22 protein-coding genes are annotated in these 23,885 nt (G+C 58.9%); 5 read left to right on the top strand and 17 right to left on the bottom strand.

The window, feature by feature from the left end:
* Window positions 1–213: 213 nt before the first annotated feature.
* The 12 genes from ACR0FB_RS17815 to ACR0FB_RS17760 form a co-directional block, all read right to left on the bottom strand.
* Window positions 214–2,667 carry a GcvT family protein gene (locus tag ACR0FB_RS17815; protein WP_480492408.1) on the bottom strand — a complete coding sequence of 818 codons (2,454 nt, stop codon included), beginning with the start codon at window positions 2,665–2,667 and terminating at the stop codon, window positions 214–216.
* A gap of 89 nt (window positions 2,668–2,756) precedes the next feature.
* Window positions 2,757–3,734 carry a GlxA family transcriptional regulator gene (locus ACR0FB_RS17810; protein WP_171724930.1) on the bottom strand — a complete coding sequence of 326 codons (978 nt, stop codon included), beginning with the start codon at window positions 3,732–3,734 and terminating at the stop codon, window positions 2,757–2,759.
* A 5-nt stretch (window positions 3,735–3,739) separates the two neighbouring features.
* Complete coding sequence (locus tag ACR0FB_RS17805; protein ID WP_480621512.1) at window positions 3,740–4,633, bottom strand: homocysteine S-methyltransferase family protein; 894 nt, start codon at window positions 4,631–4,633, stop codon at window positions 3,740–3,742.
* An 11-nt stretch (window positions 4,634–4,644) separates the two neighbouring features.
* The gene (locus tag ACR0FB_RS17800) at window positions 4,645–5,697 is read right to left on the bottom strand and encodes an alcohol dehydrogenase family protein (protein WP_480621513.1); all 1,053 of its coding nucleotides are present in this window, start codon (window positions 5,695–5,697) and stop codon (window positions 4,645–4,647) included.
* A 45-nt stretch (window positions 5,698–5,742) separates the two neighbouring features.
* On the bottom strand, window positions 5,743–5,985 hold the full coding sequence (locus tag ACR0FB_RS17795; RefSeq protein ID WP_171637719.1) for a cupin domain-containing protein: 243 nt from the start codon (window positions 5,983–5,985) through the stop codon (window positions 5,743–5,745).
* A 16-nt stretch (window positions 5,986–6,001) separates the two neighbouring features.
* Window positions 6,002–8,449 carry a GcvT family protein gene (locus ACR0FB_RS17790; protein WP_480621514.1) on the bottom strand — a complete coding sequence of 816 codons (2,448 nt, stop codon included), beginning with the start codon at window positions 8,447–8,449 and terminating at the stop codon, window positions 6,002–6,004.
* Between the two features lie 15 nt (window positions 8,450–8,464).
* Entirely contained in the window at window positions 8,465–8,845 is a 381-nt protein-coding gene (locus tag ACR0FB_RS17785) for a GFA family protein (RefSeq protein WP_171724927.1), read from the bottom strand.
* Between the two features lie 4 nt (window positions 8,846–8,849).
* The gene (locus ACR0FB_RS17780; RefSeq protein WP_171724926.1) at window positions 8,850–9,473 is read right to left on the bottom strand and encodes a LysE family translocator; all 624 of its coding nucleotides are present in this window, start codon (window positions 9,471–9,473) and stop codon (window positions 8,850–8,852) included.
* Window positions 9,473–10,042, bottom strand: coding sequence for a helix-turn-helix domain-containing protein (locus ACR0FB_RS17775; RefSeq protein ID WP_171331727.1), 570 nt, complete (start codon window positions 10,040–10,042; stop codon window positions 9,473–9,475). The genes ACR0FB_RS17780 and ACR0FB_RS17775 overlap by 1 nt, the downstream gene beginning before the upstream one ends.
* A 333-nt stretch (window positions 10,043–10,375) precedes the next feature.
* Window positions 10,376–11,125, bottom strand: a complete 750-nt coding sequence (locus tag ACR0FB_RS17770) for a hypothetical protein (protein ID WP_171637729.1) — start codon at window positions 11,123–11,125, stop codon at window positions 10,376–10,378.
* Between the two features lie 141 nt (window positions 11,126–11,266).
* On the bottom strand, window positions 11,267–11,722 hold the full coding sequence (locus ACR0FB_RS17765) for a GAF domain-containing protein (protein WP_171724925.1): 456 nt from the start codon (window positions 11,720–11,722) through the stop codon (window positions 11,267–11,269).
* A 72-nt stretch (window positions 11,723–11,794) separates the two neighbouring features.
* Window positions 11,795–12,967, bottom strand: coding sequence for a thiolase family protein (locus ACR0FB_RS17760; RefSeq protein ID WP_171724924.1), 1,173 nt, complete (start codon window positions 12,965–12,967; stop codon window positions 11,795–11,797).
* Between the two features lie 102 nt (window positions 12,968–13,069).
* Between ACR0FB_RS17760 and ACR0FB_RS17755 the strand changes: the two genes are divergently transcribed.
* The 3 genes from ACR0FB_RS17755 (at window position 13,070) to ggt (ending at window position 15,673) form a co-directional block, all read left to right on the top strand.
* Window positions 13,070–13,408: an STAS domain-containing protein gene (locus ACR0FB_RS17755; protein ID WP_171637735.1), complete on the top strand. Its 339-nt coding sequence runs from the start codon at window positions 13,070–13,072 to the stop codon at window positions 13,406–13,408.
* A gap of 21 nt (window positions 13,409–13,429) precedes the next feature.
* Complete coding sequence (locus ACR0FB_RS17750) at window positions 13,430–13,879, top strand: ATP-binding protein (RefSeq protein WP_171637737.1); 450 nt, start codon at window positions 13,430–13,432, stop codon at window positions 13,877–13,879.
* Between the two features lie 216 nt (window positions 13,880–14,095).
* Window positions 14,096–15,673, top strand: a complete 1,578-nt coding sequence (gene ggt, locus ACR0FB_RS17745; RefSeq protein ID WP_171724923.1) for a gamma-glutamyltransferase — start codon at window positions 14,096–14,098, stop codon at window positions 15,671–15,673.
* 35 nt (window positions 15,674–15,708) lie between these two features.
* Here the strand turns inward: ggt and hspQ are convergent, their stop codons facing one another.
* The gene (gene hspQ / locus ACR0FB_RS17740; protein WP_050604943.1) at window positions 15,709–16,035 is read right to left on the bottom strand and encodes a heat shock protein HspQ; all 327 of its coding nucleotides are present in this window, start codon (window positions 16,033–16,035) and stop codon (window positions 15,709–15,711) included.
* 80 nt (window positions 16,036–16,115) lie between these two features.
* Here hspQ and ACR0FB_RS17735 point away from each other — a divergent pair, with 80 nt between their 5' ends.
* Window positions 16,116–16,997: an AEC family transporter gene (locus ACR0FB_RS17735; protein ID WP_480492417.1), complete on the top strand. Its 882-nt coding sequence runs from the start codon at window positions 16,116–16,118 to the stop codon at window positions 16,995–16,997.
* Between the two features lie 60 nt (window positions 16,998–17,057).
* Entirely contained in the window at window positions 17,058–17,639 is a 582-nt protein-coding gene (locus ACR0FB_RS17730; RefSeq protein WP_152459251.1) for a transglycosylase SLT domain-containing protein, read from the top strand.
* A 14-nt stretch (window positions 17,640–17,653) separates the two neighbouring features.
* Here ACR0FB_RS17730 and ACR0FB_RS17725 read toward each other — a convergent pair whose 3' ends face one another.
* From ACR0FB_RS17725 to ACR0FB_RS17710, 4 genes are all read right to left on the bottom strand, one after another.
* Window positions 17,654–18,250 carry a LolA family protein gene (locus ACR0FB_RS17725; protein ID WP_170345603.1) on the bottom strand — a complete coding sequence of 199 codons (597 nt, stop codon included), beginning with the start codon at window positions 18,248–18,250 and terminating at the stop codon, window positions 17,654–17,656.
* Window positions 18,251–18,289: 39 nt separating this feature from the next.
* A complete protein-coding gene (locus ACR0FB_RS17720) occupies window positions 18,290–21,211 on the bottom strand; it encodes a DNA translocase FtsK (RefSeq protein WP_480621515.1) in 2,922 nt (973 codons plus the stop codon).
* Between the two features lie 14 nt (window positions 21,212–21,225).
* Window positions 21,226–22,407 (bottom strand): aminotransferase class I/II-fold pyridoxal phosphate-dependent enzyme, encoded by a 1,182-nt coding sequence (locus tag ACR0FB_RS17715; protein WP_480621516.1) that lies wholly within the window; start codon window positions 22,405–22,407, stop codon window positions 21,226–21,228.
* A 108-nt stretch (window positions 22,408–22,515) separates the two neighbouring features.
* Window positions 22,516–23,844 carry an amidase gene (locus ACR0FB_RS17710; protein WP_480621517.1) on the bottom strand — a complete coding sequence of 443 codons (1,329 nt, stop codon included), beginning with the start codon at window positions 23,842–23,844 and terminating at the stop codon, window positions 22,516–22,518.
* Window positions 23,845–23,885: the final 41 nt, after the last annotated feature.

Below are 23,885 nucleotides of genomic sequence, written 5' to 3'. Positions count from 1 at the left end.
TTGAAAACTCTGAAAACAGTGAAGTGTCACATAACAATGTTTGATGAGTTGTCAGACCACGCTTTTCAGGTGAGGTCTGAAATGCGAGGCTCTGCCTCGCGCTCCGGGATATTTGTGGCCAGATGAACAAGGGACCGGCTCTTCATCTGGCCGAAAATATCCCGGGGGAGTCGCCGAAGGCGGCGGGGGCAGCGCCCCCACCAAAACCCGTGGTCACACCTTCACCCGTTCGGATTTCGGATCATACATCGGCTTGAGCGACGCTTCGGCTTTGACCTTTACGCCACACACATCGATCTCGTAGCTCGAGGCCAGCACGTCGGCAGCCTTTTCCCCCTCGCAAGGCACATAGCCCATGCCAATCGCGCCTCCCAGCGTGTGGCCATAGTTGCCCGAGCTGAGATAGCCCACATACTCGCCATCGCGGATGATCGGTTCATTGTGGAACAGCAGCGGCTCGGGATCGGTCAGGCGGAATTGCACCAGGCGCGATTTCGGCCCGCTTTCCTTGCGAGCGATCACCGCCTCGCGGCCGATGAAGTCGCAGCCCTTGTCCACCTTGACGGCAAAGCCCAGCCCGGCATCCACCACGTGATCTTCGCAGGTGATGTCATGGCCGAAATGGCGGAAACCCTTTTCGATCCGGCAGCTGTCCATCATGTGCATGCCGCAAAGCTTCAACCCCATCTCCTGCCCTGCCTCGTGCAGCGTTTCAAAGACGTGGCCCGCCATGTCGGACGAGACGTAGATCTCCCAGCCCAGCTCGCCCACATAGGTGACGCGGTGGGCGCGGGCGAGGCCCATACCGATCTCGATCTCCTGCGCGGTGCCGAAGGGGTTTGCCGCGTTCGAGAAATCGTTGGGCGAAACCTTTTCCAGCAGGGCCCGCGTATTCGGACCCATCACCGCCAGAACGCCTTCACCCGCCGTGACATCGGTGATGACCACGTTGAAGTTCCCCGAATGACGCATCATCCACGTCTGGTCCGCCAGGCGCGTCGCCGCCGGGGTGACCACCAGATAGGCGGTCTCGGAAAGGCGGGTCACGGTGACATCCGCCTCGATCCCGCCGGAACGGTTCAGAAACTGCGTGTAGACGATCTTGCCATTGGGCACCGCATAATCGCCGCCACCGATATAGTTCATGAACTTCTCGACATCGGGGCCCTCGACCCGGATCTTGCCGAAGGAGGACATGTCATACATGCCCACGTTCTCGCGCACCGCGCGGTGTTCGGCGGCCGAGTTCTCGAACCAGTTCTGACGCTTCCAGCTGTAGCTGTATTCGCGTTCCTGCCCTTCGTTGGCGAACCAGTTGGCGCGCTCCCACCCGGCCAGTTCGCCGAACACGGCACCGTGTTCATTCAGGTGGTGATGGAATGGCGTCCGGCGCACGCCCCGCGCCGTGGCTTTCTGGCGATAGGGATAGTGATCAGCGTAGAGCAATCCCAACGTTTCTTTTGAACGTTCATAAAGGTATTTCTTATTGCCCTGAAACGGCTGCATCCGACCGATATCCACATCGCCCAGGTCAAAGGGTTTTTCACCGGCATCCATCCACTCGGCCAGCGACATGCCCGCGCCACCGGCGGACTGGATACCGATCGAGTTGAACCCGGCCGCGACCCAGACATTGTCCATCTCGGGTGCCAGACCCAAGTGATAGGCGTCGTCGGGAGTAAAGGATTCGGGGCCGTTGAAGAAGGTGTGAATACCCGCCTCGGACAGCATTGGCATCCGGTTGCACGCCGCTTCGAGGATCGGTTCGAAGTGGTCGAAATCCTCGGGCAGTTGGTCGAACTCGAAGCTGTCGGGAATACCGTTCATGGCCCAGGGTTTGGCATTGGGCTCGAATGCGCCCAACATCATTTTGCCCGCATCTTCCTTGTAGTAGGCGCATTCATCTGGCACCCGCAGAACCGGCATCTGGCTCAACCCTTCAATGGGTTCAGAGACGATGTAGAAATGTTCGCAGGCGTGCAGCGGCACATTCACGCCGGCCATCTTGCCAACCTCGCGCCCCCACATTCCCGCGCAATTGACAACCATATCACAGGCGATATGCCCTTGGGATTGCCCGTCATCACTGACCCAGTCGACACCGGTCGCGCGCCGTCCGTGCCGGGAAATCCCGGTCACCTTCACCCGTTCCTTGATCACCCCACCGCGTTGACGCGCACCCTTGGCCAAAGCCAAGGCAATATTAGCAGGATCTGCCTGGCCATCGGTTGGCAACCAAACGCCACCTGCCACGCCGTCGAGGTTGATATGCTCATATCGCTCTTTGACTTCGGTCGGAGAAAGCTCTTCGACCGGCACGCCAAAGGCGCGGGCCATTGCCGCATTTCGGAGAAGCTCCTCCAACCGCTCACTGGTCAGGGCGACCGAAACGGACCCGACCTGACGTAGGCCGGTGGCGACACCGGTCTCTTCCTCAAGGCCCAGATAGAGCTCTGCGGAATAACGCGCCAGTTTGGTCATGTTGGAAGACGCGCGCAGTTGCCCGATCAGGCCCGCCGCGTGCCAGGTGGTGCCACTGGTCAGTTGCTTGCGTTCTAGCAGAACAACATCGGTCCAGCCCTTCTTGGTCAAATGATATGCAACCGAGCATCCGATGACGCCACCGCCGATGATGACCACTCGGGCCTTGCTGGGAAGATCAACCATCCTGAAATCTCCGCTGTGTCAGGTTTGGCACAGATTGCCATGAAAGATCGACGACAAATGCATCAAAAGCGTCACGGAATCCGCAGTTTTCACCGATGTGATGCGGCTCGCTTTTGCCGGCGTACGACAAAGGGCGTGACCCCGAAGAAGCTTTTGTACACGGACGAAAACCCGTTCGGAAAACCACAGGCCAATCCAATTTCGCGCACGCTCATCGTGGTGTTCAGCAACAGGTTATTTGCCTTGGCCAGTCGCATTTCCCGGTAGAATCCGTTGGGAGTGGTTCCAAAAAAGGTTTTGAACTTACGCTCGAGGGACCGGTTCGACAGGTGCAGCGATTCGACGATCTGATTGATCGGCAGGGGGTCTTCGATATTGGCCTGCATGAGCTTTATGCACTGATCCAGCTTCGAATCGCCGGTCGCCGTCAACTTGGCCCCCGAGAACGGTTGCATCGAAGCGAAATCGCGGATGTTCTCATGCAGCATGATGTCGGCCACGGTCATCTTCGCAGGCCCCGAGATATGGCGCCCGATCACCGCCAAGGCGATATCCGTCGTGGCCTCCATCCCGGCACATGTCACAACCGCGCCCTGTTCGGTTGCGATCGACAGCTTGGCTTCGAACCGGGCGCCGCGTTCCCGCAGGAACGATGCGTTTTCCCAATGGGTTGCCAGGTCGGCTGTTCCCTGCTCGTCGATATAGCGGCTGGCGGCTTCGGCCAGCAGGAACACCTTGGCGTCCCGGAAGGTATAGTCCGACACCACCCGCCCCAACGACAAATCCGGATGGTCCGGGTCTGAATTGCCGATTACGAACAGGTAATCCGCCCTTGGCTGTGACGGCACCGCTTCTGTTTGAACCACGGCGTCACTGCTGCTGGCAATCGGGCCACCTTTGAGCGAGCGATAGGTGAAGGAGAACGGAGGGCTTGGGCAGACGCGGTTGGCCAGCCTCAATACCTCTACCAACGACGCCAGCTCCAACAGCACGAAACCCGGCGCGACAAGGATGTCGAAATGCCGGATGGCCTGCTTTGGAGCGTCCGAAGTAGATTTTGCCGCCATTTTCTTCAAACGATATTGTGACCGGCGGCCCGCAACCGGTTCGCCAGTTCTTCGATATGATCCGGCCCGATTTCGCAGCACCCGCCAACAATCGTTGCCCCCTGATTGATCCACCGCATCACCTGATCCGCATAAGCCCTGGGGCCAAGGTCATGCCGTTCTTGCAGGGAATCCACGGTCGGCGCATCCTGAAGGAAATCATCCGTAATATGCGTGAAGCCATTGGCGTAGGCCCCGTAAGGCCGGTTCATGCCGGACAGAACCTCGAGCGCCGCCGGGATCGCCTCGGGGCGCGAACAGTTGATTAACACGGCATCGGGCGAAAACTCCTCCATCAACGGTGCAATGTCCGCCAACGGTTCGCCGGACCTGAGAAGGCTGCCATCGTCATCATTGACCGACAGGGACAGCCAAACCGGTTTTCCGCATCCGACCGTGCCACGCAATGCGCCCTCGGCCTCTTGCACCGAGGACACGGTTTCGATCAAAAACAGATCGACCCGCGCGGCCATCATGGCCACAAGTTCAGCGAACTTTTCAGCCGCATCCGCAGGGTCCGGGTTAAGGTCGGGGCGATATGAAGCGAGCAATGGCCCCAGTGCACCCGCGATCCGCCCCCCGGTTTCCGTGCGGGCGCGTTCGGCCTGCGTCAAGGCAGTGTCGATCAGGGTAGGCATCTGATCCTCTATCCCCACCCGCACCAGGCGAGAGCGATGGACGGCATAAGTATTGGTTGTCGCGACCGTCGCACCCCGGCTGAAATAGTCGCGGTGCACTTCCGCAACCAAATCGGGGTGATCGATCATCACGCGCGTCGACCACAGCGGTGTCGCCCGGTCGCCACTGCGTTTTACCAGTTCCTGCCCGATAGAGCCGTCCAAAAGAGTGATATCTGCCATGTCATTACTCCTCAGGGCACCAATACCAGTTTTCCCGGAAGAGTCTTTGACTGAAAATCAGCCTGTGCAATACCAATATCCTTCAACGGATAGGTCCGGGAAACCAGTGGCTTGATCCGTCCGGTATTCACCAGTTCGACAAGACGGGCAAAGACTTCGGGCGCCTGGTGCGTGCACCCATGTATGGTGATGTCGCGCAGATATATGTCCCGCAGATCAGCTTCGACAATCGGGCCTGCTATTGCCCCCGAAACGGCATAGTGCCCGCCGGATTTCAGGGAAAGGATCAGCGATGGCCAGGCCGGGCCACCCACAACATCGATCACCACATCGAACATACCCTGCGGCAGCGGGTCGTTCCGGTCAAACGTATTCTCGGCCCCCTGGGATTTCACGATCTCGGCTTTCGTGCCCGCTGTTACAGCCCAAACCGACGCCCCGCGCAGGGCGGCCAGTTGCACCGCCGCCAGCCCGACGCCGCCCGAGGCGCCGGTAATCAGAACCTTGTGCCCGGCAGTCACGCCTGCGCGGGTCAGCAGGTTTTCCGCCGTCCCGAAGGCGCAAGGAATGGCGGCGATTTCCACGTCCGAAAGAGGCGAGGCGCTGACGTCATAGAGATCATCGGCTTCAACCAGACAATACTGGGCAAAGGCCCCATCGATTTCGGAACCAAGCGCAATGAAGCCCTGCGGGTTTCCCGGGCGCGGACGCGGCAGGTTTATCGGACAGGTCACGCGCTGCCCGGGTTTGAAGGCAACACCCGGCCCAACCTGTTCCACGATGCCACAAAGATCTCCGCCCTGAATGCGGGGAAAGTGCAATGCACCGCCCCAACCGCCCGCTTCGACCTTCTGATCAACGGCATCCGTCGCACCGGTGACGCCCGAGGAATACCAACCGACCCGTGTGTTGATATCCGTGTTGTTCACACCTGCGGCAGCGACCCGAACAAGAACTTGCCCTGCCCCGGGTTCAGGAGCCGGAATATCATCACGCCATTCCAGAACCTCGGGTCCACCGTGATCGGTCAGGTAAACGCCCGACATGGTATTGGGAATCGTCATCTCAGACCTCATCATCCGAATGTTTCGGACTGTGGCTCGTGATCCTCAGCCCACATCAACGCGATCCACATCAACAAGGAAACCAACCCCGCCTTCCGGACAACAGAATGTCCCGGCATGGCTGTCGTGGCGATGAAGGCCAAGTGCGAAGCTGGCCTTCACGTTGTCTTCCATCAGTGTGTAGGCTCCGCCCGTGTCCTGACCGGAAACTTTCACGAAGGTATGGTCGTTTTCCCAGTCATAGTTGGGACCTTCACCAGGTCCCATCTTGGAATATCGCGGGCGCATGGGGGCCTCCTGTTTGTCAGGCGCGCAGCCGCTCGTTTGCGGGATCCCACAGCGGCTGATCCTCCTGTACCACGGCGCGGCACTTCTGGCCGTAGATTTCAACCTCGAGCTCGGTACCGGGGTTTGCAAGTTCTGACTTGATCATGCCCAGCGCGATGGATTTGCCGACGCGGTAACCCCATGCGCCGGAAGTGGTCTCGCCCACGATCTGATCGCCCTGCCAGATGCACGACATGTAAGGCGCATCGCAATCACCTGCGTCGACAGTCAGGGTGACGAACGACTTTTTCACACCCTGCTGCTTTTCGTTCAGGATTGCAGCCTTTCCGGGGAAGTCCTGTGGCTTGTCCAGTTTGACAAACCGCTCCAAACCCGCTTCCAGCAGCGAGTAGTCGGTGCTCAGATCACCCTTCCATGCGCGATAGCCCTTTTCGATGCGCAGGCTGTTCAGTGCATACATGCCGAACGGCTTGGCCCCGGCGGCAAGGAACGCGTCATAGATCGCGGGCATGTGCTCGTTCAGCGCGTGCACCTCCCAGCCCAGTTCGCCAGCAAAGGACACGCGGATCAGGTGGGCGGGTTGCCCGGCCACGGTGGCGGCCTGATGGGTCAGCCAGCCCAACGAAAGGTCGGCATCGGTCAGACCCGACAGGATCTCGCGCGATTTCGGTCCGGTCACGATCAGGGTGTCGCGGGTGGTGGTCACGTCCTCGACCGTGACGCCCGCAGGCATCGCGTTCATCAGGATGTCGCGGTCGTGCCATTGCGCGGTGGCGGCGGTGATCATCACGAACTCATCCTCGCCCAGGCGCATGCAGGACATCTCGGTCAGGATGCGGCCGCGATCGTCGGCGATGTAGACCAGGTTGATCCGCCCCACCTTGGGCAGGCCGCCGGTGACCAGCCCGCGCAGCGTCTCGGCCGCGCCTTCGCCTTTGACGACGAAGCGCGAGAAACCCGGCAGGTCGAGCACGCCGCAATGGTCGCGCACAGCTTCGCATTCTTCCTTGATCCGTTGCTCCCACGGGCCCGAGCGGCCCCAGGTGTGGGTGCTTTCCTCGGAGGTATCGTCCCCCGGCTGCGCAAACCAGTCGGCGCGCTCCCAGCCATTATAGGCCCCCATAACGCCACCCAGTTCCTTGACCTTGGCATGTACCGGCGACAGCTTCTTGTCGCGTGCGGCGGGCCATTCGTGATAGGGGAAGTGCATGGCGTATTCGTTGCCATAGACCTCCATACCCTTTTGGTTGCAGTAGTCCTGATCGGTGTAGTCGGTATAGCGGCGCGGATCGACGGCCCACATATCCCATTCGGTGGCGCCATCCACGATCCATTCGGCCAGTACCTTGCCCGCGCCGCCGCCCTGGGCGATGCCGAAGGTGAAGGTATGCGCCTCAAACGCGTTCTTGACGCCGGGCATCGGGCCGATCAGCGGCAGGCCATCGGGCGCATATGGGATCGGCCCGTTGATCACGCGCCCCACGCCCGAGGTCGCCATCAGCGGCACCCGCTCCATCGCATCGGCGACAATGTCCTCGATCCGGTCCAGATCGTCGTTCCACAGCTGGAACGAGAAATCTTCGGGCATCTGGTCGTCCTCGGTCATCCAGTGCCCCTTGCAGTTGGGCTCGTAGGGGCCGAGGTTGAAGCCGTTCTTCTCCTGCCGCAGGTAGTAGGAGATATCCACGTCGCGCAGCAGCGGCAGCTTGCCGCCGCTTTCCTTCGACCAGGCCTCGATTTCGGGGATTTCCTCGGTCAGCAGGTACTGGTGGCTCATGACCATCGCGGGTACGGTGCGACCGCCATAGGGCTTGAACCATTCACCCACACGCTGGGCATAGTAGCCCGCGGCGTTGACGACATAGTCGCAGCCTATATCGCCCTTTTCGGTATGAACGGTCCAGGTGCCGTCGCCATGCTGGGTGACGCCAGTTGCCGGACAGAAGCGGATGATCTTCTGGCCCATGTCACGCGCGCCCTTGGCCAGCGCCTGCGTCAGTTGTGCCGGGTCGATGTCACCGTCGGTCGGGTCATACAGAACACCCTCAAGATCATGAGTTTCCAGGAAAGGGTAGCGTTCCTTGGCCTGCTCCGGCGTCCACATCTCCATCGGAATTCCCTGATAGCGGCCCATCGACATGGCCCGCTGGAACTCCTGCATCCGTTCCTTGCTGTGCGCCAGACGGATCGACCCCGAAACATGGTAGTTCATCGGATAGTCGACCTCTTCGCCCAGACGCGAATACAGTTCGGTCGAATAGCGCTGCATGTTCATGATCGCCCACGAGGTCGAGAAGGTCGGAACGTTACCGGCCGCGTGCCAGGTCGAGCCTGCGGTCAGTTCGTTCTTTTCCAGCAGAACGCAGTCGGTCCAGCCTTTCTTGGCCAGATGATACAGCGAGGAAGCCCCCACCACACCGCCACCGATAATGACCACGCGTGCTTTTGTCGGAAAATCACTCATGAGTTTTGGTCCCTGTTACTGTGCCCGTTGGGGCAGATCGTCCGTGATGTCGTAATAGTCGCCCTTGTCAGCCACAAAGATGTGCCTCGAGAGCTTTTGGCCCGTGGGCGCATCGAACGCGCCCATGGCAATCGAAATCGTGTCCTCTTCGGTATGTTGCCAGAAGAGGAATGAACCGCATTTGCTGCAAAACCCGCGCCGTGCGATGTCTGATGCACGGAACCACTTCAGCGTGTCGCGGGCCGAGAAACTCAGGTTGTCCTGATGGGTCGTGGTCGAGGCCCAGACGTGGCCGGATTGCTTTCGACACTGCCCGCAATGGCAGGCTGAAGGCGGAGAAAGGTCTCCGTCGATGGTGAAAGCAACTGAACCGCAAAGGCAGGACCCTCTGTACATAAGATTACCCCCTTGCCGCAGGCGCGGTGCTGGTTCCCAACAACACGCCGTAGATTATGAAACAGGCCGCCATCACCCGGCGCACCCAGATGTTGAATACTGCGCCTAGTGCCGCCTTGCCCATCAAAGCGCCCAACACGGTAAAACCGGTATAGCTGAGCGTTGTGATTAATAGTGCGGTTGGCATAATCACGACCATCTGCTGCCAGATCGGCACGTCCGGCTGCACGAATTGCGAAAACGCGGCCAGATAGCCCGCGACGCTTTTTGGGTTGATCGTGGCCACTGCCAGCGCGTGCAGATAAACGTGCCGGGCCGGGCGTTCCGAGACCGGAGCGGGCTTGCCGGCATTCATCCATCCCCGCAGGCCCAACCAGATCAGAAAGCCCGCACCGACCAACTTGGCCACGAAAAACCCGGTCGGAGAAGCCGCAATCAGGGCTGTGACGCCCAGCGCGGATAGGATCAAAAACATGCTAGCCTGCGTCAGTATGGCCAATACACCCATCATGGCCTTTGGAAACGGCAGGCTCATCCCGTTCGAGATGCAGTTGACCGCGTTAGGCCCCGGTGTGGTGACGAATACCACCCAGAACAGCGCGAAAATGGACCACGCCTCGAATGACATCAGTACACCGGCGGAGCAATGACCCAGATGGCCACTGCAGGCTCTTCATAGGGGTTGGCCCATTGATAAGGTTCATGTTTGATCCGAAAACTGTCGCCCGGCCCCACCAGGAATTCACGCGACCCGATCGTCAGATTCAATCGACCTGAAATCATATAGCCCACTTCCTGAGTCGGGCGGTTGGCCGGTGTCTGCATCCGTGAATTTGGCTCGAAAGTGGAATGCACCATTTCGAAATCATCGGTCAGATCCGGCGACAGCAACTCTTCGATCAGCCCTTCTTCGCCCGACCCCATCGGGCGACGCGACCCGGCGCGCACAACGTAGCCCAATTCGTTCGCAGGGGCGGCTGAATGCGCAAACAGCATCGACATTGGCACGCCGAGGCATTCGGCAATCTGGCGCAGGTCCGAGATTGAAGGCTCGGACAAATCGCGCTCGACCTGGCTCAACCAACCGACAGAGCGATCCAGCCGAGTTGCGATCTCGGTCAGGGTCAACCCTCGGGCCTTGCGCAAGGCCCTCAGGTCAGCACCAAGGGTCGCGCTTTGGGGGGCTTGGCTGTTCACAGGCCGCTCCGAATCTTGTGAAATTCTTCCTTCGTTTTTCACGATGAAGCAAGCCGGTGAAATTTCCAAGCGTTTTTTCACGCCCGGTTTCATTTGGGCGTCGATCATCATCGTGTGCGAAAGACAGAATTGAGGAGCAGAAGGCGCACAGGCCCCTAAAACACCAGAAAAACCGCAGGGGCGCAGCAGCCGGATTTCAGTGTTTGCCGTACAAGGGCTTCATTTCAAAAAGACAGCACATATCGTTGCCCCGTCGTGCTGCGGCGACATGCGAAACCCTTCGCGACAGAAACAGATCTGGAAAAGCCTGGATCGTGCAAAGCCCGCCCGGCCTTAGAATTGAAGACCGGCAAAAACCTTCACTTCATCCAACACATGTTGAGGCCAACGACGGGTGAAACTGTCGGCGATCGTTTCGCGCTTTTCCGGCTCAAGCCCGGCAAGCAAGCTGGGAAAGCGGCGGCGATTTCTGGGCAGCGTCCACATTTCGATTCCATTTTCGAAACAGTAACGGGCAAAACGCACATCGACGAACTTCTCGCTGCCTTCCATGTATTCCAGTGTCGGGAACAGCGACCCGGACACCATGACGGTTCCGGTTCCCAGCTGGTGCACCCTGGTCGAGTAGGTCAGCCGTTGGTTCATACGCAACAACGTGCGCTGCCGTATCGACTTGGGCGTCGGGTTTGTGAACGTCGTGGCATGATAGCCGAAGACACGCTTTTCCAGTCCGACGCCCCGCGCCCGGCGTATGGTCTGACGGACATAGTTGTCCGCATATTCGATATCATCGTCGACCAGAAAAACGGTATCTGCAGGATCCGGTTGGAAGATGAACTTGCCGACATCCTTGTAATCCCGGTCGGGGATCACGGCGGTGACGTTGTCGAACTCACCCAGAAAATCGGGAACTTCCTGATATTCGTTCAGGCAGATGAAAACTCTGTCGACCTGATGCGCGATGCTTGCCACCGAATGGGGCAATACGCCGATGCGATCCGGGAATGTCGCCATATGGGCGCGTCTGATCCCTTTTCGAGGCGCTTCATCTGCGACCGTCGGATTGATGTCAGACTCTTGCATCCCTGAGAAACACCCCAAAACGAAACTTCGCTATGGATTCTGATAGGAGATCGCTTCGAAGCCTGCAAGATGAAGTCAGCCGCGCCCTTCATTCGCCCGGGAATCCCTTGGGTTGATGCACATCCGCAACGACCGCAGCGGTCAGTGCCCGGCAAACACTGCGGTCAAAATGCCTTCCAGATTTTGCGCATCCTGTTGCGTGAAAGCGTCCGGCTGGTCGCTGTCAATGTCAAAAACGGCGATGACTTGTCCCGACGAATCCCGCACGGGCAGAACCAGTTCGGACCGGGTTGAGCTGGCGCAGGCGATGTGACCCGGAAACGCATCGACATCCGGCACCAGTTGCGTTTCGCCCGTTCTTGCGGCGGCACCGCAGACGCCCCGTTCGAACGGGATGACCAAACAACCATGCCCACCCTGATAAGGGCCGATCTTCAGAACGCCCGGTTCGGTGACACGATAAAACCCGGTCCAGTCAAACCGATCGTCGGAATGGTGAACCTCGCAGGCGACAGTCGCCATAAGAGCAACCTGGTCCGTTTCGCCTTCGGTCAGGGCCGCGATGGTTTTGGCAAGCGTTTCATAATCGGCAGTCATTGATTGCAACCCCTTCGGATGGTCGGGGGCACGGCCCCCGAACCCCCGGAGTATTTGGAAAAAGATGAAGGGTCAAACGCGTTCGATGGCAATGGCCGTGCCTTCCCCCCCGCCAATGCAGATCGCCGCGACGCCCCGTTTGAGGTTACGTTTTTCCAGCGCATTCAACAACGTAACGATGATGCGGGCACCCGAGGCACCGATGGGATGGCCTAGGGCGCAGGCGCCGCCATTCACATTCACCTTGTCTCGTGGCAAGCCCATTTCGTGCATGAAAGCCATCGGCACAACCGCGAAGGCCTCGTTCACTTCCCACAGGTCGACGTCATCCTTGCTCCAGCCAATGCGTGACAAGAGCTTCTGCGCCGCCGGAACCGGAGCCGTCGTGAAAAGGCCGGGGGCCTGAGCATGACTCGCATGCCCCAAAATCCGGGCCCGAACCGTCATGCCCCGCGCTTCGGCGGTTTCTGCCGACGCAAGAACCAGCGCCGCCGCGCCGTCCGAAATCGAAGACGAGTTGGCGGCCGTCACCGTACCGTCCTTGCGGAACGCAGGCTTCAGCGTCGGGATCTTCTCGGGGCGGGCGGATTTTGGCTGCTCATCTGTCTCCAGCAGAATTTCACCTTTGCGCGTCCGGACGGTAACGGGTGTGATTTCCTGATCGAATGCGCCATTTTCCTGCGCAGACAGCGCGTTGGACAAAGATTGCAGCGCGTATTCATCCTGTGCTTCACGGGTGAACTGATACGCCTCGGCACAGTCTTCGGCGAAAGTCCCCATCAGGCGGCCTTTGTCATAGGCATCTTCAAGGCCGTCGAGGAACATGTGATCAACCACCTGACCGTGGCCAATGCGGGCACCGCCGCGCATCTTGGGAAGAAGATAGGGCGCGTTGGTCATGCTTTCCATGCCGCCCGCAACCATCGTATCTGCATGACCCAATGCAATTTGGTCGAAGGACATCATAGCGGCCTTCATCCCCGAACCGCACATTTTGTTCAGCGTCGTGGCGGGTACCTCTTCGCCCAATCCCGCCGCGAATCCGGCCTGCCGCGCAGGTGCCTGGCCCTGCCCCGCCGGCAAAACGCAGCCCATCAGCACTTCGTCGACCGTCTGCACCCCTGCCTGCTGCAAAGCCGCGCGGATTGCTTCGCCCCCGAGGTCAGCCGCAGCAACACCGTCAAACATGCCCTGAAACCCGCCCATCGGTGTACGGGCGGCCCCTGCTATAACAACGTCTCTCATCCGGGTTTTCCTCCTGCTTTCGGGCTCTTGAATACCGAATGGTAAGAATTGCCGTCTAGCGTATTTCTACGACTCAATTTCAGTTTGGAAGGCGGCAGGATCATGGGGCTGACCAGCAAGACAACCGGCGAAACTCAGATCATCACCGTTCATGCCGACCGGATCGATGCTGCAATGGCCATTCAGTTCAAGGAAGACATGCGCACCAATACCGAGGACAGCGCTCATCGCGTTGTGCTGGATCTGTCCGATGTCGAGTTCATTGACTCCAGCGGTCTGGGTGCAATCGTTGCCTCAATGAAACAGCTGGGAAAAGACCGGAGGCTTGATCTGGCCGGGTTGCAGCCAGTGGTCGAAAAAGTCTTTCGCTTGACACGCATGGATACGGTTTTCAGACTTTTTGAAACTCTGGATGACGCGTTGTCAGAGACAGACGCCTGACGGCAGCAGGGGATAGATGGCGTGGAGCCGATTGAAAACAAGACCTGCCTGGAATTGACCTTCCCTGCGACGGAATCAGAGGCCAGCGAGGGCATTGCAAAGCTTAGCGTCGGTCTGGCGGAACGGGGATTGCCCCCGCATAAAGCCGGCGATGTGAAGATTGCTTTGGCTGAAGCCATCAACAACGTCGTGGAACACGCTTACAATGGCATCGCCGCGGCCAAGGTTCAGGTCACCTGCCGGCTGGACAGGGATCTTCTGGACATCTTGATCTCGGATACGGGGCGCCCGCTGCCTGGATACCGACTTCCGGATGGCACCCCTGCTCCGATGGGAACGGATCTACAGGACCTCCCCGAAGGTGGGTTCGGCTGGTTCCTGATCCATCGCCTCACCAGTGATATCCGGTACGAGCGGCGCGGTGGGTGCAATCGTCTGTCCCTGCGGTTTGATTTTGAACCCAACGGGTGATCGACCACAATTGGTCACAATAAGGTCATTTTCGAAACATTGTCGCGCCGCAAACAACCACCATACAGTGACTCGTAGCTCAGATAGCTTCCCTCGGCGCCACAAATCACAGCCCCCACCCAGTGAATGGCGCCGAGGAACTTCCCATCCTGAAATCGCTGGACAATCGCTGATCAGTGAATAGCTTTCTCTTGTTCTAACGAGAGAGAATTCGCCATGCGTGATCTGCATAATCCGGGCCGATCCGAAGTTTTTGCCACGCAAGGCATGTGCGCGACGTCGCATCCGCTGGCGGCCAAAGTGGCCATCGATATCTTGGGCCAGGGCGGCAACGCGATGGATGCCGCGATTGCCGGGGCTGTTCTTTTGGGGATTTGCGAACCACAGATGACCGGATTGGGCGGCGATTGCTTCGTTCTGTTCAATCGTGCCGGCGAAAGCAGGATACGCGCGCTCAACGGATCGGGCCGCGCACCGGCTGCCGCGCAGTCCCAGATGTTGCGCGATCAGGGCCTGTCATCCGTACCTTTGGGCGTGCCGGATGCCGTGACCATTCCCGGAGCCGTCGATGCCTTTTGCCACCTGGCCCAGACCGAGGGTCGCCTGGGGTTGGGCGCGATTTTGAAACCGGCGATTCATTATGCTGAAGCGGGTGTTCCGGTGGCTCCTCGGGTCGCTTTCGATTGGAAATCAGGTGCCGCAACACTTCAGGGCGCCGCCCGCGACCACTATCTGATTGACGGGCAAGCCCCGTCGATCGGGCAGGTTTTCCGTGCGCCGGGACAGGCGAAGGTATTGCGCCAGATCGCGGCCCACGGGCGCGACGCGTTCTATTCAGGTGAAATCGCCGATGATATGATCACCGCGCTTTCGGAAAGGGGTGGTGTCCATTCCGCTGAGGACTTTCATCACACAAGATGTACTGAAACGCAGCCGATACATGGGGCCTACAAAGGTGTGGATCTGGTGGAACATCCGCCGAACGGTCAGGGCGCAACCGCGATTTTGCTACTGAATATCCTCAAGCATTTTGACATGGCCTCGATGGATCCATTCGGAGCGGAGCGTATTCATATCGAAGCCGAGGCCACCAAACTGGCCTATGACGCTCGAAACCGGTTCATCGCGGATCCTGACCACATGGCAAGAGTAGAGCGCTTTCTGGATCCGGATATCGCTGCCAGACTGGCTGCTTTGATCGATCCCCAAAAGGCGATGCCTGCTGCGGCGCCTCTGACCGAAGCGGTTCACAAGGACACGGTTTACATCACCGTCGTCGACCGCGACCAAATGGCTGTTTCGTTGATCTATTCGATCTTTCACAGCTTTGGATCCGGTATCGCGTCGGGAAAATACGGCATATTGCTGCAAAACCGCGGGGCAGGATTCACATTGCAGCCCGGCCACCCCAACGAACTGGGCGGCGGCAAACGCCCGATGCACACGATCATTCCGGGAATGTTGGCGCAGAACGGTCGGGTCACGATGCCATTTGGTGTCATGGGCGGTGCCTATCAGCCAACCGGACACGCGCGCTTCGTGTCAAATCTTGTCGATTTCGGGCTTGGGTTGCAGGAAAGCATCGATGCGCCACGCGCCTTCTTTGACGGATCAGTTCTGAAACTGGAGCGTGGCTACAGCGACGAGATCGCGAAACAATTGTCCGATATCGGCCATAATATTGAGATGCCGGAAACACCACTTGGCGGAGCGCAAGCGATCCGAATCCGAAAAGACGGTGTTTTGGAGGGTGCCAGCGACCCACGCAAGGATGGCTGCGCCCTTGGATACTGATCTGCGGCAGACTTACGCCCGCCGGTTCGGCGCACTTAGTTCAGGTGGAAATGCAGGGGGTATGCACCATCTTCGAACGGTCCGAACATATTGGGAATATCCGGGTGCTCGACCGGTTCGCCTGAATAGTCTGCAACCAGATTTTGTTCTGAAACATAAGCAACATAGAAGGATTGGTCGTTCTCGGCCAGCAGATGGTAGAACGGTTGCTCTTTCCTTGGGCGGCTGTCTTCCGGAATGGCCTGATACCATTCTTCGGTATTCGAAAACTCGGGATCCACGTCAAAAATCACCCCTCGAAAAGGGTGTTTCTTGTGACGAACCACCTGGCCCAAGCCGTATTTTGCACGTGTCTTTAGCATTGTATCAGCCCCCAACGCTTTTTTTACCCGTTTCCGGGCGGAAAAGCCAATCATTGATGTGAAAATCAGGGAAACAGTCTGTGAACCTTATACTGACAGTGTTCGAAATCGTGGCGCCGGTTTTTCTATTGGCGGCTGTTGGTTTTACATGGGTTAAGCTGGGTTTCGAATACCGCCTGCAATTCGTCACCCGCTTTGCAACGATGCTGGCAATGCCCAGTCTGATCTTTGTTGCCCTGATGCAAACCGAGATCCCGGGCAATGATCTGTCGCGCTTCACAATGGCGACACTGGTCGCAAATCTGCTGCTGGCGGTGTTGTTCTGGCTGATCGTTCGAGGGCTGAGACTGGACCCGCGAACATATCTGTCGCCTTTGATCTTCGGCAATACCGGAAATCTGGGCCTGCCGCTGTGCATCTTTGCCTTTGGTCAGATTGGTCTGGGATATGCTGTTGTCTTTCTGTCAGTTACCGCATTGTTTTCTTTCACTTACGGGATTTATCTGGTCGCCGGGAAAGGGGCGTGGGGACAGGTTGCGCGCCAACCAATGGCCTGGGCGACGATCCTTGGCGCAGTGTTTTTGTGGCAGGGGTGGCAGACGCCGACATTTCTGACCAACACGCTGGAGCTTTTGGGGCAAATGGCTGTCCCGCTGATGTTGGTCACGTTGGGTGTGGCAATCGCCCGCCTGACTTCGCACAGCCTGGGGCGGGCGCTGTGGCTGTCAGCGCTGAAACTGGCGGTGTGCTTTACGCTGGGATGGGGAATCGGACGATGGTTTGATTTGGATACGATCGCATTTGGCGTTCTGGTTCTTCAAATCTGTACGCCGGTTGCAGTAACCTCTTACCTGTTGGCCGAACGGTTTGGGGCCGATTCCGACGCCGTCGCCGGCATGGTCATGGTGTCCACCGTGCTTTCCGTTGCGGCGTTACCGGCTATTCTGGCTATCATTTTATAGCGATTGTGATTTCCTAAGCGCTCAATCTGCGCTAGAATACACAAAAAAGGCACGAGGCACATGAGCAGAATTCTTTTCGTACTCCTGGGGGTGCTGCTTCTGGCATCCTGTGGGGGCGGCTCTAAACAGCCGCCCAGCAGATTAAACGATGCGTGCAGTATTGCGCGTGAAAAACCCGACTATATCAAAGCCTTCAAGAACACCGAGCGCAAATGGGGCGTTCCGGTTCACGTTCAGATGGCGACCATCTATCAGGAAAGCCGGTACAGGCATGATGCGCGCACTCCGCATAGATATGTATTGGGCGTCATCCCAATGGGCCGTCAAAGCAGCGCTTACGGCTATGGTCAGGCACTGGACGGCACGTGGGAACAATATCAGCGCGAAACAGGAAAACGTCGGGCCAAGCGCGATCGCATTCGCGACGCCTCGGATTTTATCGGCTGGTACATGAACAAAAGCTACGAGCGTAACGGTATCCACCCGGCAGATACGCGCAATCAGTACCTGGCCTATCACGAAGGCCATACAGGCTACGCCCGTGGCAGCTACAACAGCAAATCCTGGTTGTTGAACGTTGCCAATGACGTGGACGCACGCGCACAACTATATCAGGCACAGTTGGCGAACTGCCGGTATTGATACGTACAAGCGGGTCAGCGATTGCCTGACCCGCTTCTCTTTTTGTCCGAGAACAGCTTCTGATCAAGGCGACCGCCTTCATTCAGGGCGCCCAGCAATACCGTCGTCTGGCTGCCCGCATTGTCGTGAATCACCCACTTGCGCAGCTCGACCGGATTGTCCGTGAACATCAGTTCGATCCGACCCGCTTCGGGGTTCTTGGGATCCTGCGCGGTTACGACGGTGGCCGTGCCGTCAAAGCTGTGACCTACAACCATATTTGCCTGGCTCAGGTTCACGTTTCGCGCCAGCACGATGGACAGTGGTGTGCGCTTAAGCGGGTATTGCTCGGGCGGCTGGTTCGATTTCGGATCAAAGATCTGAACACTTCCGGATCTTGCCAGCACCACGGCACTGTTGGGCGGGTCATATTCAAATCGCATCTTGCCGGGGCGCTGCATCCACAGCTTGCCGGTGCTCAGCGAGCCATCGTCATTCACCTGGGTGAATGTTGTCTGAACCGTCTTCAACCCGTTCAGGTAATTGGAAATCTGCGAGAGCGGCAGCTTCTCCGCCGCCCATGCGGCGGGTGCGGCCAGTGTCAAAGCAAGGGCAAAAGCAATCTGTTTCATGCCGTACAGATAGGTCTTCTGCCCTTGTTATTAAATATCCTATTGCTCGGGGACGAGGATTTCGCGTTTCCCGACATGATTTGCTGACGAAACAACACCTTCGTCTTCCATTTGCTCAACAAGCCGTGCAGCTTTGTTGTAGCCAATGGCAAGTTTTCGCTGAATATACGAGGTCGAGCATTTGCGATCCTTGATCACGATTGCCACCGCCTGATCGTACAACGCGTCCTCTCCGTTCGTATTGCCGCCAGTGTTCAGGCCCAAAACGGCATCGATATTGTCAGCCTTTTCTTCGGCCGGACCGTCGACAACACCGCCAATGTAGTCCGGTGGACCAAACTGTTTCAGGTGGTTGACGACTTCCTCGACCTCTTCATCCGAGACAAAGGGCCCGTGGCAGCGGGTAATCTTGGCACCGCCAGCCATGTAAAGCATGTCGCCCTGCCCCAGCAGCTGTTCGGCCCCCATTTCACCCAGAATGGTGCGGCTGTCGACTTTCGACGTCACCTGGAAGGAAATCCGCGTTGGGAAGTTCGCCTTGATCGTACCGGTGATCACGTCGACCGAGGGGCGCTGTGTGGCCATGATCAGGTGAATGCCCGAGGCCCGCGCCATCTGTGCCAGACGCTGGATGCAGGCTTCGATTTCCTTTCCCGCCACCATCATCAGGTCGGCCATCTCATCGACGATGACAACGATATAGGGCATCGCTTCGGGCGCGAATTCTTCAGTCTCGAACGTTGGTTCACCGGTTTCATCGTCAAACCCGGTTTGCACCGTGCGGCTGAACATCTCGCCTTTGGCCAACGCATCCTTCACCCGGCCGTTATAGCCTGCGATGTTGCGGACGCCCATTTTGGACATCTTGCGATAGCGATCTTCCATCTCGCCCACGACCCATTTCAGGGCGACCACCGCCTTTTTCGGGTCGGTCACAACAGGCGACAGCAGATGCGGGATACCGTCGTAGACCGACAGTTCCAACATTTTCGGGTCGATCATGATCAGGCGGCATTCATCCGGTGTCAGCTTGTACAGCAGTGACAGGATCATCGTGTTGATCGCCACTGATTTACCCGAACCCGTGGTTCCCGCAATCAGCAAGTGCGGCATCTTCGCCAGGTTCGCCACGACGGACTCGCCGCCGATATCCTTGCCCAAGGCCAACGGCAGTGCCTGGTTGCCATCGCCGAAATCACGGCTGGCCAGGATTTCGCGCAGAACCACCATTTCGCGATTTTCGTTCGGTAGTTCGATACCGATAACCGAACGGCCCGGTAGGGTCGAAACCCGCGCCGACAGGGCCGACATCGAACGTGCGATGTCATCGGCCAGGCCGATCACGCGGCTTGCCTTCAGCCCCGGAGCGGGCTCCAGTTCGTACATGGTGACGACCGGGCCCGGGCGAACGCTGACGATCTCACCCTTCACGCCATAATCATCCAGCACATTTTCCAGCATCCGCGCGTTTTCTTCCAAGGCTTCATCGCTCAGATGGTGGCGCTGAATGCTGGCCGGATTCGACAAAAGGCCCAGAGGTGGCAGTTCGAAATCCGAGTGCCGCTCTTCAAAGGATAGTGCAGGCTGTGCCTCGGCCTGTGCGCGGCGAGACGGTTGCGGTGTACGGCGTACCGGTTGCGCGACCACGGGCTTGCGCGGTTCGGCTACCGGGATTTTCATCGCCGGGCGCGGTTGCCAAACAGCTTCTTCGACATCCTCGAATACCTCATCCTCCACATCCGGCTCGGGCGCATAGGGGGTCTGCATAGGCGCGGGCGCGTTTTCAACCGGCGTGGATTCTTGCCACTCTGGCTTATCACCCGCTGTTACGGGTGGCTCGGGCGGCAGTCCTGCTGCTGTCACCGGCGGTTCCGCCGGCAAGCCATCGGGCTGGCTTGTGTTCAGGATCAGCGGCCCCGGGCGGCGGCCACGGCCTTTGGTCAGCGGAAGGTTCGGGTCGGGTTCGGGCGTCAACTCACCTGTGGCCACTTTGCGATTGCGCACAGCAGCCGAGATTTTCGAACGGATGCGATCCTCGCCCGGCATTTCGTCGAAACCCGCGATTGGTTCCGGATCGACCAGCTCTGGCTCGGGCATGGGATCGGGGCGCCTGATAAGTGACGGCATGCGCGCCAACAGACCGGACTTGACCGGAGGTTCGGGACTTTCCAGTTCGGGTTCTTCAAAGATTGGATCGGCATAAGCCAGATCATCCTCGAACACGGCTTCGGCCGCTGCGGTTCGCGCAAGTTTGCGCTCTTCCCATTGCGCGCGGCGACCTCGTGCTGCCTGCGCAGCCGAGGCTGCACCACGGCCCATCAGGGTCATCAGCATGTCATATGCCATCACCAGACCCAGCAAGAAGGCGCGGAAACCCCGCTTGACATCGGTTTTGGTGAAACCCAGCACAAAAATACCCAGCGCAATCATCCCGACCGCCATGGCCAGCGACATCAGCTTCACCAGAAAATGTGACGAAATCGGCAGCAGCGTCAGCAATGCGCCCATGACCGTATCGCCGAACAAACCGCCCAGACCATAACTGTGGGTCGCGCGCCAGTCTGCATCAGGAACGAGCGTCGCGGCATACACCGAGACGACGGCGATCCAGATCGGGGCAAAAATCAGACGCGCAATGGCGCGATCTTCCCCGAAATGGCCCGCAAACCGAAAACCCCAACCAATCAGAACCATTGCGATGCCCCAGCTGCCCCAGCCGACGATCATGAACAAGGGTGCGGCGATCGAGGCCCCAATCCGCCCCATCCAGTTCTGCACCGGCGCGTCGGTGGACACCATCCAGTTGGGATCATCGGGCGTGTAGGACCAGATCATCGCGGCCGCTGCCAAACCCAGCAGGATCAGGGCGATGCCAATCAACTCCTTGCTGCGTCGCTCCAGGGCTGCCTGCGTTGTGCTGTCCAGCAATGGATCGCGGTTGCGCGCGTTATATGATGCCATTTTGCCCTCGTACCTCACGAATAGATGCAGTCGCGGAGTGTGATCAGACCACGCTGCAACTCTGTTTTTGGGGCCACCAATGCAGCCCGGATAAATCCTTCGCCCGGGTTCTTTCCCGGATCGCCTTGTGAAAGATATGCGCCCGGCAGGACCCGGACACCGGTTTCCTTCCAGACTTTCAATGCGGTGTCTTCACCATTCTCGACCGGCAGCCACAGAAAGAATCCGGCCTCGGGCGCCATATAGCCCTGCACGCCTGCGAATACCTCATCCGCAATGGCGTATTTTTCCTGATACAGCGCGCGGTTTTCGCGAACGTGTTCCTCATCCGCCCAAACCTTTGCTGCGGCGGCTTGCAAGGGCAGAGGCAGAGGCGACCCGGCATAGGTGCGCAGCTGCTTGACCTGTTTGATCGTCTTTGGACCACCGGCGATAAGCCCCGACCGCAAGCCAGCCAGATTCGAACGTTTAGAAAGTGAGTTGAACAGCGTGATCCGTTCAGGATCAGCGCCCAGTTCCTGCGCGACAGTCAGAATACCTGTCGGGGCTTCGTCACGGTAAATCTCGGAATAACACTCATCCGCAAAAATACGGAAATCGTACTGCTCGGCCAGACGGATCAGGTCGGCCCAATACTCGCGCGAGGCAACGGCCCCCTGCGGATTGGCGGGTGAACAGATATAGGCCACGGCGGTGCGGTTCAGCACGTCCGCAGGCAGGCCGGCATAGTCCGGCAGATGGCCCGTCGCGGCGGTGGCGGGCACAAAATAAGGCTGCGCGCCCACCGACAGCGAGGCGACCATGTAGACCTGATAAAACGGGTTCGGGCACAGGATGATCGGCTGCTGACCGTTCTTCTGTTCCGGGCACAAAGCCATGGCCGCGTTGTATAGCCCCTCGCGCGTGCCGTTCAGCGCCATCACGTTGGCATCAGGGTCCATCTGAACCCCATATCGCCGTTTGATCCAATCCGTGATCGCCGTGCGCAGGTCATCCGACCCTTCGTTCGGGGGATACCCTTGGAACCCGGCGGCGTTTTCCAAGATGACATCCGTCACCCAAGCCGGAAAATCATGTGTCGGCGCACCAATGGTCATGTGAACGACATCACCGCCCGGCTGGTGGTGATCCAACAGGGCGCGCAGACGCGGGAATGCATAAGCCGGTAGGTTCGAAAACCGCTCGGGGAAATCCATAATACTGCCTCAATATCGGGGTCATTGGCGCCCCGTTTTTTTGGCAGATTACAGCCCGGGTCCCTCTTCGTCCAGACAAAGAGGTTCCGAATCAGGGGATTGTGGCATTCAGGCCAGCACCGTTTCCGCTGCCGAACCCAGCCGCAACAACGCCTCTTCCGAGCCGGGATAGCCCAGCATCATCAACCCGCAGCCGGGCGTTCCGGTGGGCAGGCTCAGCGCCGCCAGCCCCATCAGATTGCCAATCCGCGTGTTCCGCAGGGCCAGAAGATTCTCGGTTACGTAATAGTCATGATCGCTGAGCAAGCGCTCCAGATTGGGCGGCAAAATCGGCGCTGTCGGCGCCAGAACCGCATCAAACCCGGCGGTTGCCGCGTCCCAGGCGCTGCGGCATGCCTTGAGTTTGGCCCAGGCCGCCACATAGTCGGGGCCCGAATAACCCATGCCAATGCGGAAGCGTTCGAGAATCTCGGGATACATTGCCTCGGGATTGGCTTCGATGACATCGCGCCACAGCCCATAGGCCTCGGTCGTGTATACGATGCTGGTCAACGTCATGGCCTCGTTCAACTCGGGCACTTCCAACGGCACGATCTCGGCCCCCGCGTCGGCAAGTTTGGCCACGGCTTCGTCATATGCTTTGCGCGGTGTGTCGCGCAGGTCGTCCTTGGCAATGTTCTGCAAATCGGCAAAACGGCGCCCTTTCAGCGAAGCACCACGCAGATCGGCAGGTGTTCCCCCCTCGAGCAGAGCCAGCACATGCGCCGCGTCCTCGACCGAACGCGCCACAGGTCCAACCGTGTCGAAACGCAGGCACAGCGGCACCACACCTTCCAGGCTGAGCCGTCCCGCAGTGGTTTTCAGCCCCACCAGATCATTCCAAGCCGCCGGGATACGCACCGAACCACCCGTGTCCGAGCCGATGCCACACGCCGCCAACCCCCACGCGACCGAGGCCGCCGCCCCCGAAGACGACCCTCCGGGCACTGCTGCCTCGTCATGAATGCAGGGCGGGGTTTCGGTGATCGGATTCAACCCGAGGCCGGAAAAGGCCAGCTCGCTCATATGTGTTTTACCCAGGCAAACGGTGCCCATCTGAGTCGCATTGCGCAGCACCAGCGCATCCGCATCCGGCACGCGATCCTTCAACAAAGCCGAACCCGCCTCGGTCACGGTGCCGGTGGTGTCGAACAGGTCTTTCCAACTGATCGGGACGCCATCCAGCAGCGACCGGCGCAGGCCCAGTTGCGCGCGTTGCCGAGCGGCTTCCGCTTCGGCCCGGGCGCGGTCCTGGGTGACGCGGGCATAGATGCGGTCCCGATGCGGATGAGCGTCAATAGCGGACAGGTAGGTTTCCGTCAGTTCGACCGGATCGATCTGCCCCATGCCAATGCCACGGCCCAAATCACACGCGGTCATTGTCAACCAATCCTGCATCTCATCCCTCCTGGTTTTTTCGGCTGTGGGTGACGGTAGCG

This window comes from Ruegeria sp. P10 (assembly GCF_056534925.1).
Note: the sequence above shows the minus strand (reverse complement) of the source record. Positions and strands in the feature narration are given on the sequence as shown.

Excerpts from the sequence above, each read along its gene's own strand:
- ACR0FB_RS17815 (WP_480492408.1), bottom strand. The coding sequence starts at position 2,667 with ATGGTTGATCTTCCCAGCAAGGCCCGAGTGGTCATCATCGGCGGTGGC.
- ACR0FB_RS17810 (WP_171724930.1), bottom strand. The coding sequence starts at position 3,734 with ATGGCGGCAAAATCTACTTCGGACGCTCCAAAGCAGGCCATCCGGCAT.
- ACR0FB_RS17805 (WP_480621512.1), bottom strand. The coding sequence starts at position 4,633 with ATGGCAGATATCACTCTTTTGGACGGCTCTATCGGGCAGGAACTGGTA.
- ACR0FB_RS17800 (WP_480621513.1), bottom strand. The coding sequence starts at position 5,697 with ATGACGATTCCCAATACCATGTCGGGCGTTTACCTGACCGATCACGGT.
- ACR0FB_RS17795 (WP_171637719.1), bottom strand. The coding sequence starts at position 5,985 with ATGCGCCCGCGATATTCCAAGATGGGACCTGGTGAAGGTCCCAACTAT.
- ACR0FB_RS17790 (WP_480621514.1), bottom strand. The coding sequence starts at position 8,449 with ATGAGTGATTTTCCGACAAAAGCACGCGTGGTCATTATCGGTGGCGGT.
- ACR0FB_RS17785 (WP_171724927.1), bottom strand. The coding sequence starts at position 8,845 with ATGTACAGAGGGTCCTGCCTTTGCGGTTCAGTTGCTTTCACCATCGAC.
- ACR0FB_RS17780 (WP_171724926.1), bottom strand. The coding sequence starts at position 9,473 with ATGTCATTCGAGGCGTGGTCCATTTTCGCGCTGTTCTGGGTGGTATTC.
- ACR0FB_RS17770 (WP_171637729.1), bottom strand. The coding sequence starts at position 11,125 with ATGCAAGAGTCTGACATCAATCCGACGGTCGCAGATGAAGCGCCTCGA.
- ACR0FB_RS17765 (WP_171724925.1), bottom strand. The coding sequence starts at position 11,722 with ATGACTGCCGATTATGAAACGCTTGCCAAAACCATCGCGGCCCTGACC.
- ACR0FB_RS17760 (WP_171724924.1), bottom strand. The coding sequence starts at position 12,967 with ATGAGAGACGTTGTTATAGCAGGGGCCGCCCGTACACCGATGGGCGGG.
- ACR0FB_RS17755 (WP_171637735.1), top strand. The coding sequence starts at position 13,070 with ATGGGGCTGACCAGCAAGACAACCGGCGAAACTCAGATCATCACCGTT.
- ggt (WP_171724923.1), top strand. The coding sequence starts at position 14,096 with ATGCGTGATCTGCATAATCCGGGCCGATCCGAAGTTTTTGCCACGCAA.
- hspQ (WP_050604943.1), bottom strand. The coding sequence starts at position 16,035 with ATGCTAAAGACACGTGCAAAATACGGCTTGGGCCAGGTGGTTCGTCAC.
- ACR0FB_RS17730 (WP_152459251.1), top strand. The coding sequence starts at position 17,058 with ATGAGCAGAATTCTTTTCGTACTCCTGGGGGTGCTGCTTCTGGCATCC.
- ACR0FB_RS17725 (WP_170345603.1), bottom strand. The coding sequence starts at position 18,250 with ATGAAACAGATTGCTTTTGCCCTTGCTTTGACACTGGCCGCACCCGCC.
- ACR0FB_RS17720 (WP_480621515.1), bottom strand. The coding sequence starts at position 21,211 with ATGGCATCATATAACGCGCGCAACCGCGATCCATTGCTGGACAGCACA.
- ACR0FB_RS17715 (WP_480621516.1), bottom strand. The coding sequence starts at position 22,407 with ATGGATTTCCCCGAGCGGTTTTCGAACCTACCGGCTTATGCATTCCCG.
- ACR0FB_RS17710 (WP_480621517.1), bottom strand. The coding sequence starts at position 23,844 with ATGCAGGATTGGTTGACAATGACCGCGTGTGATTTGGGCCGTGGCATT.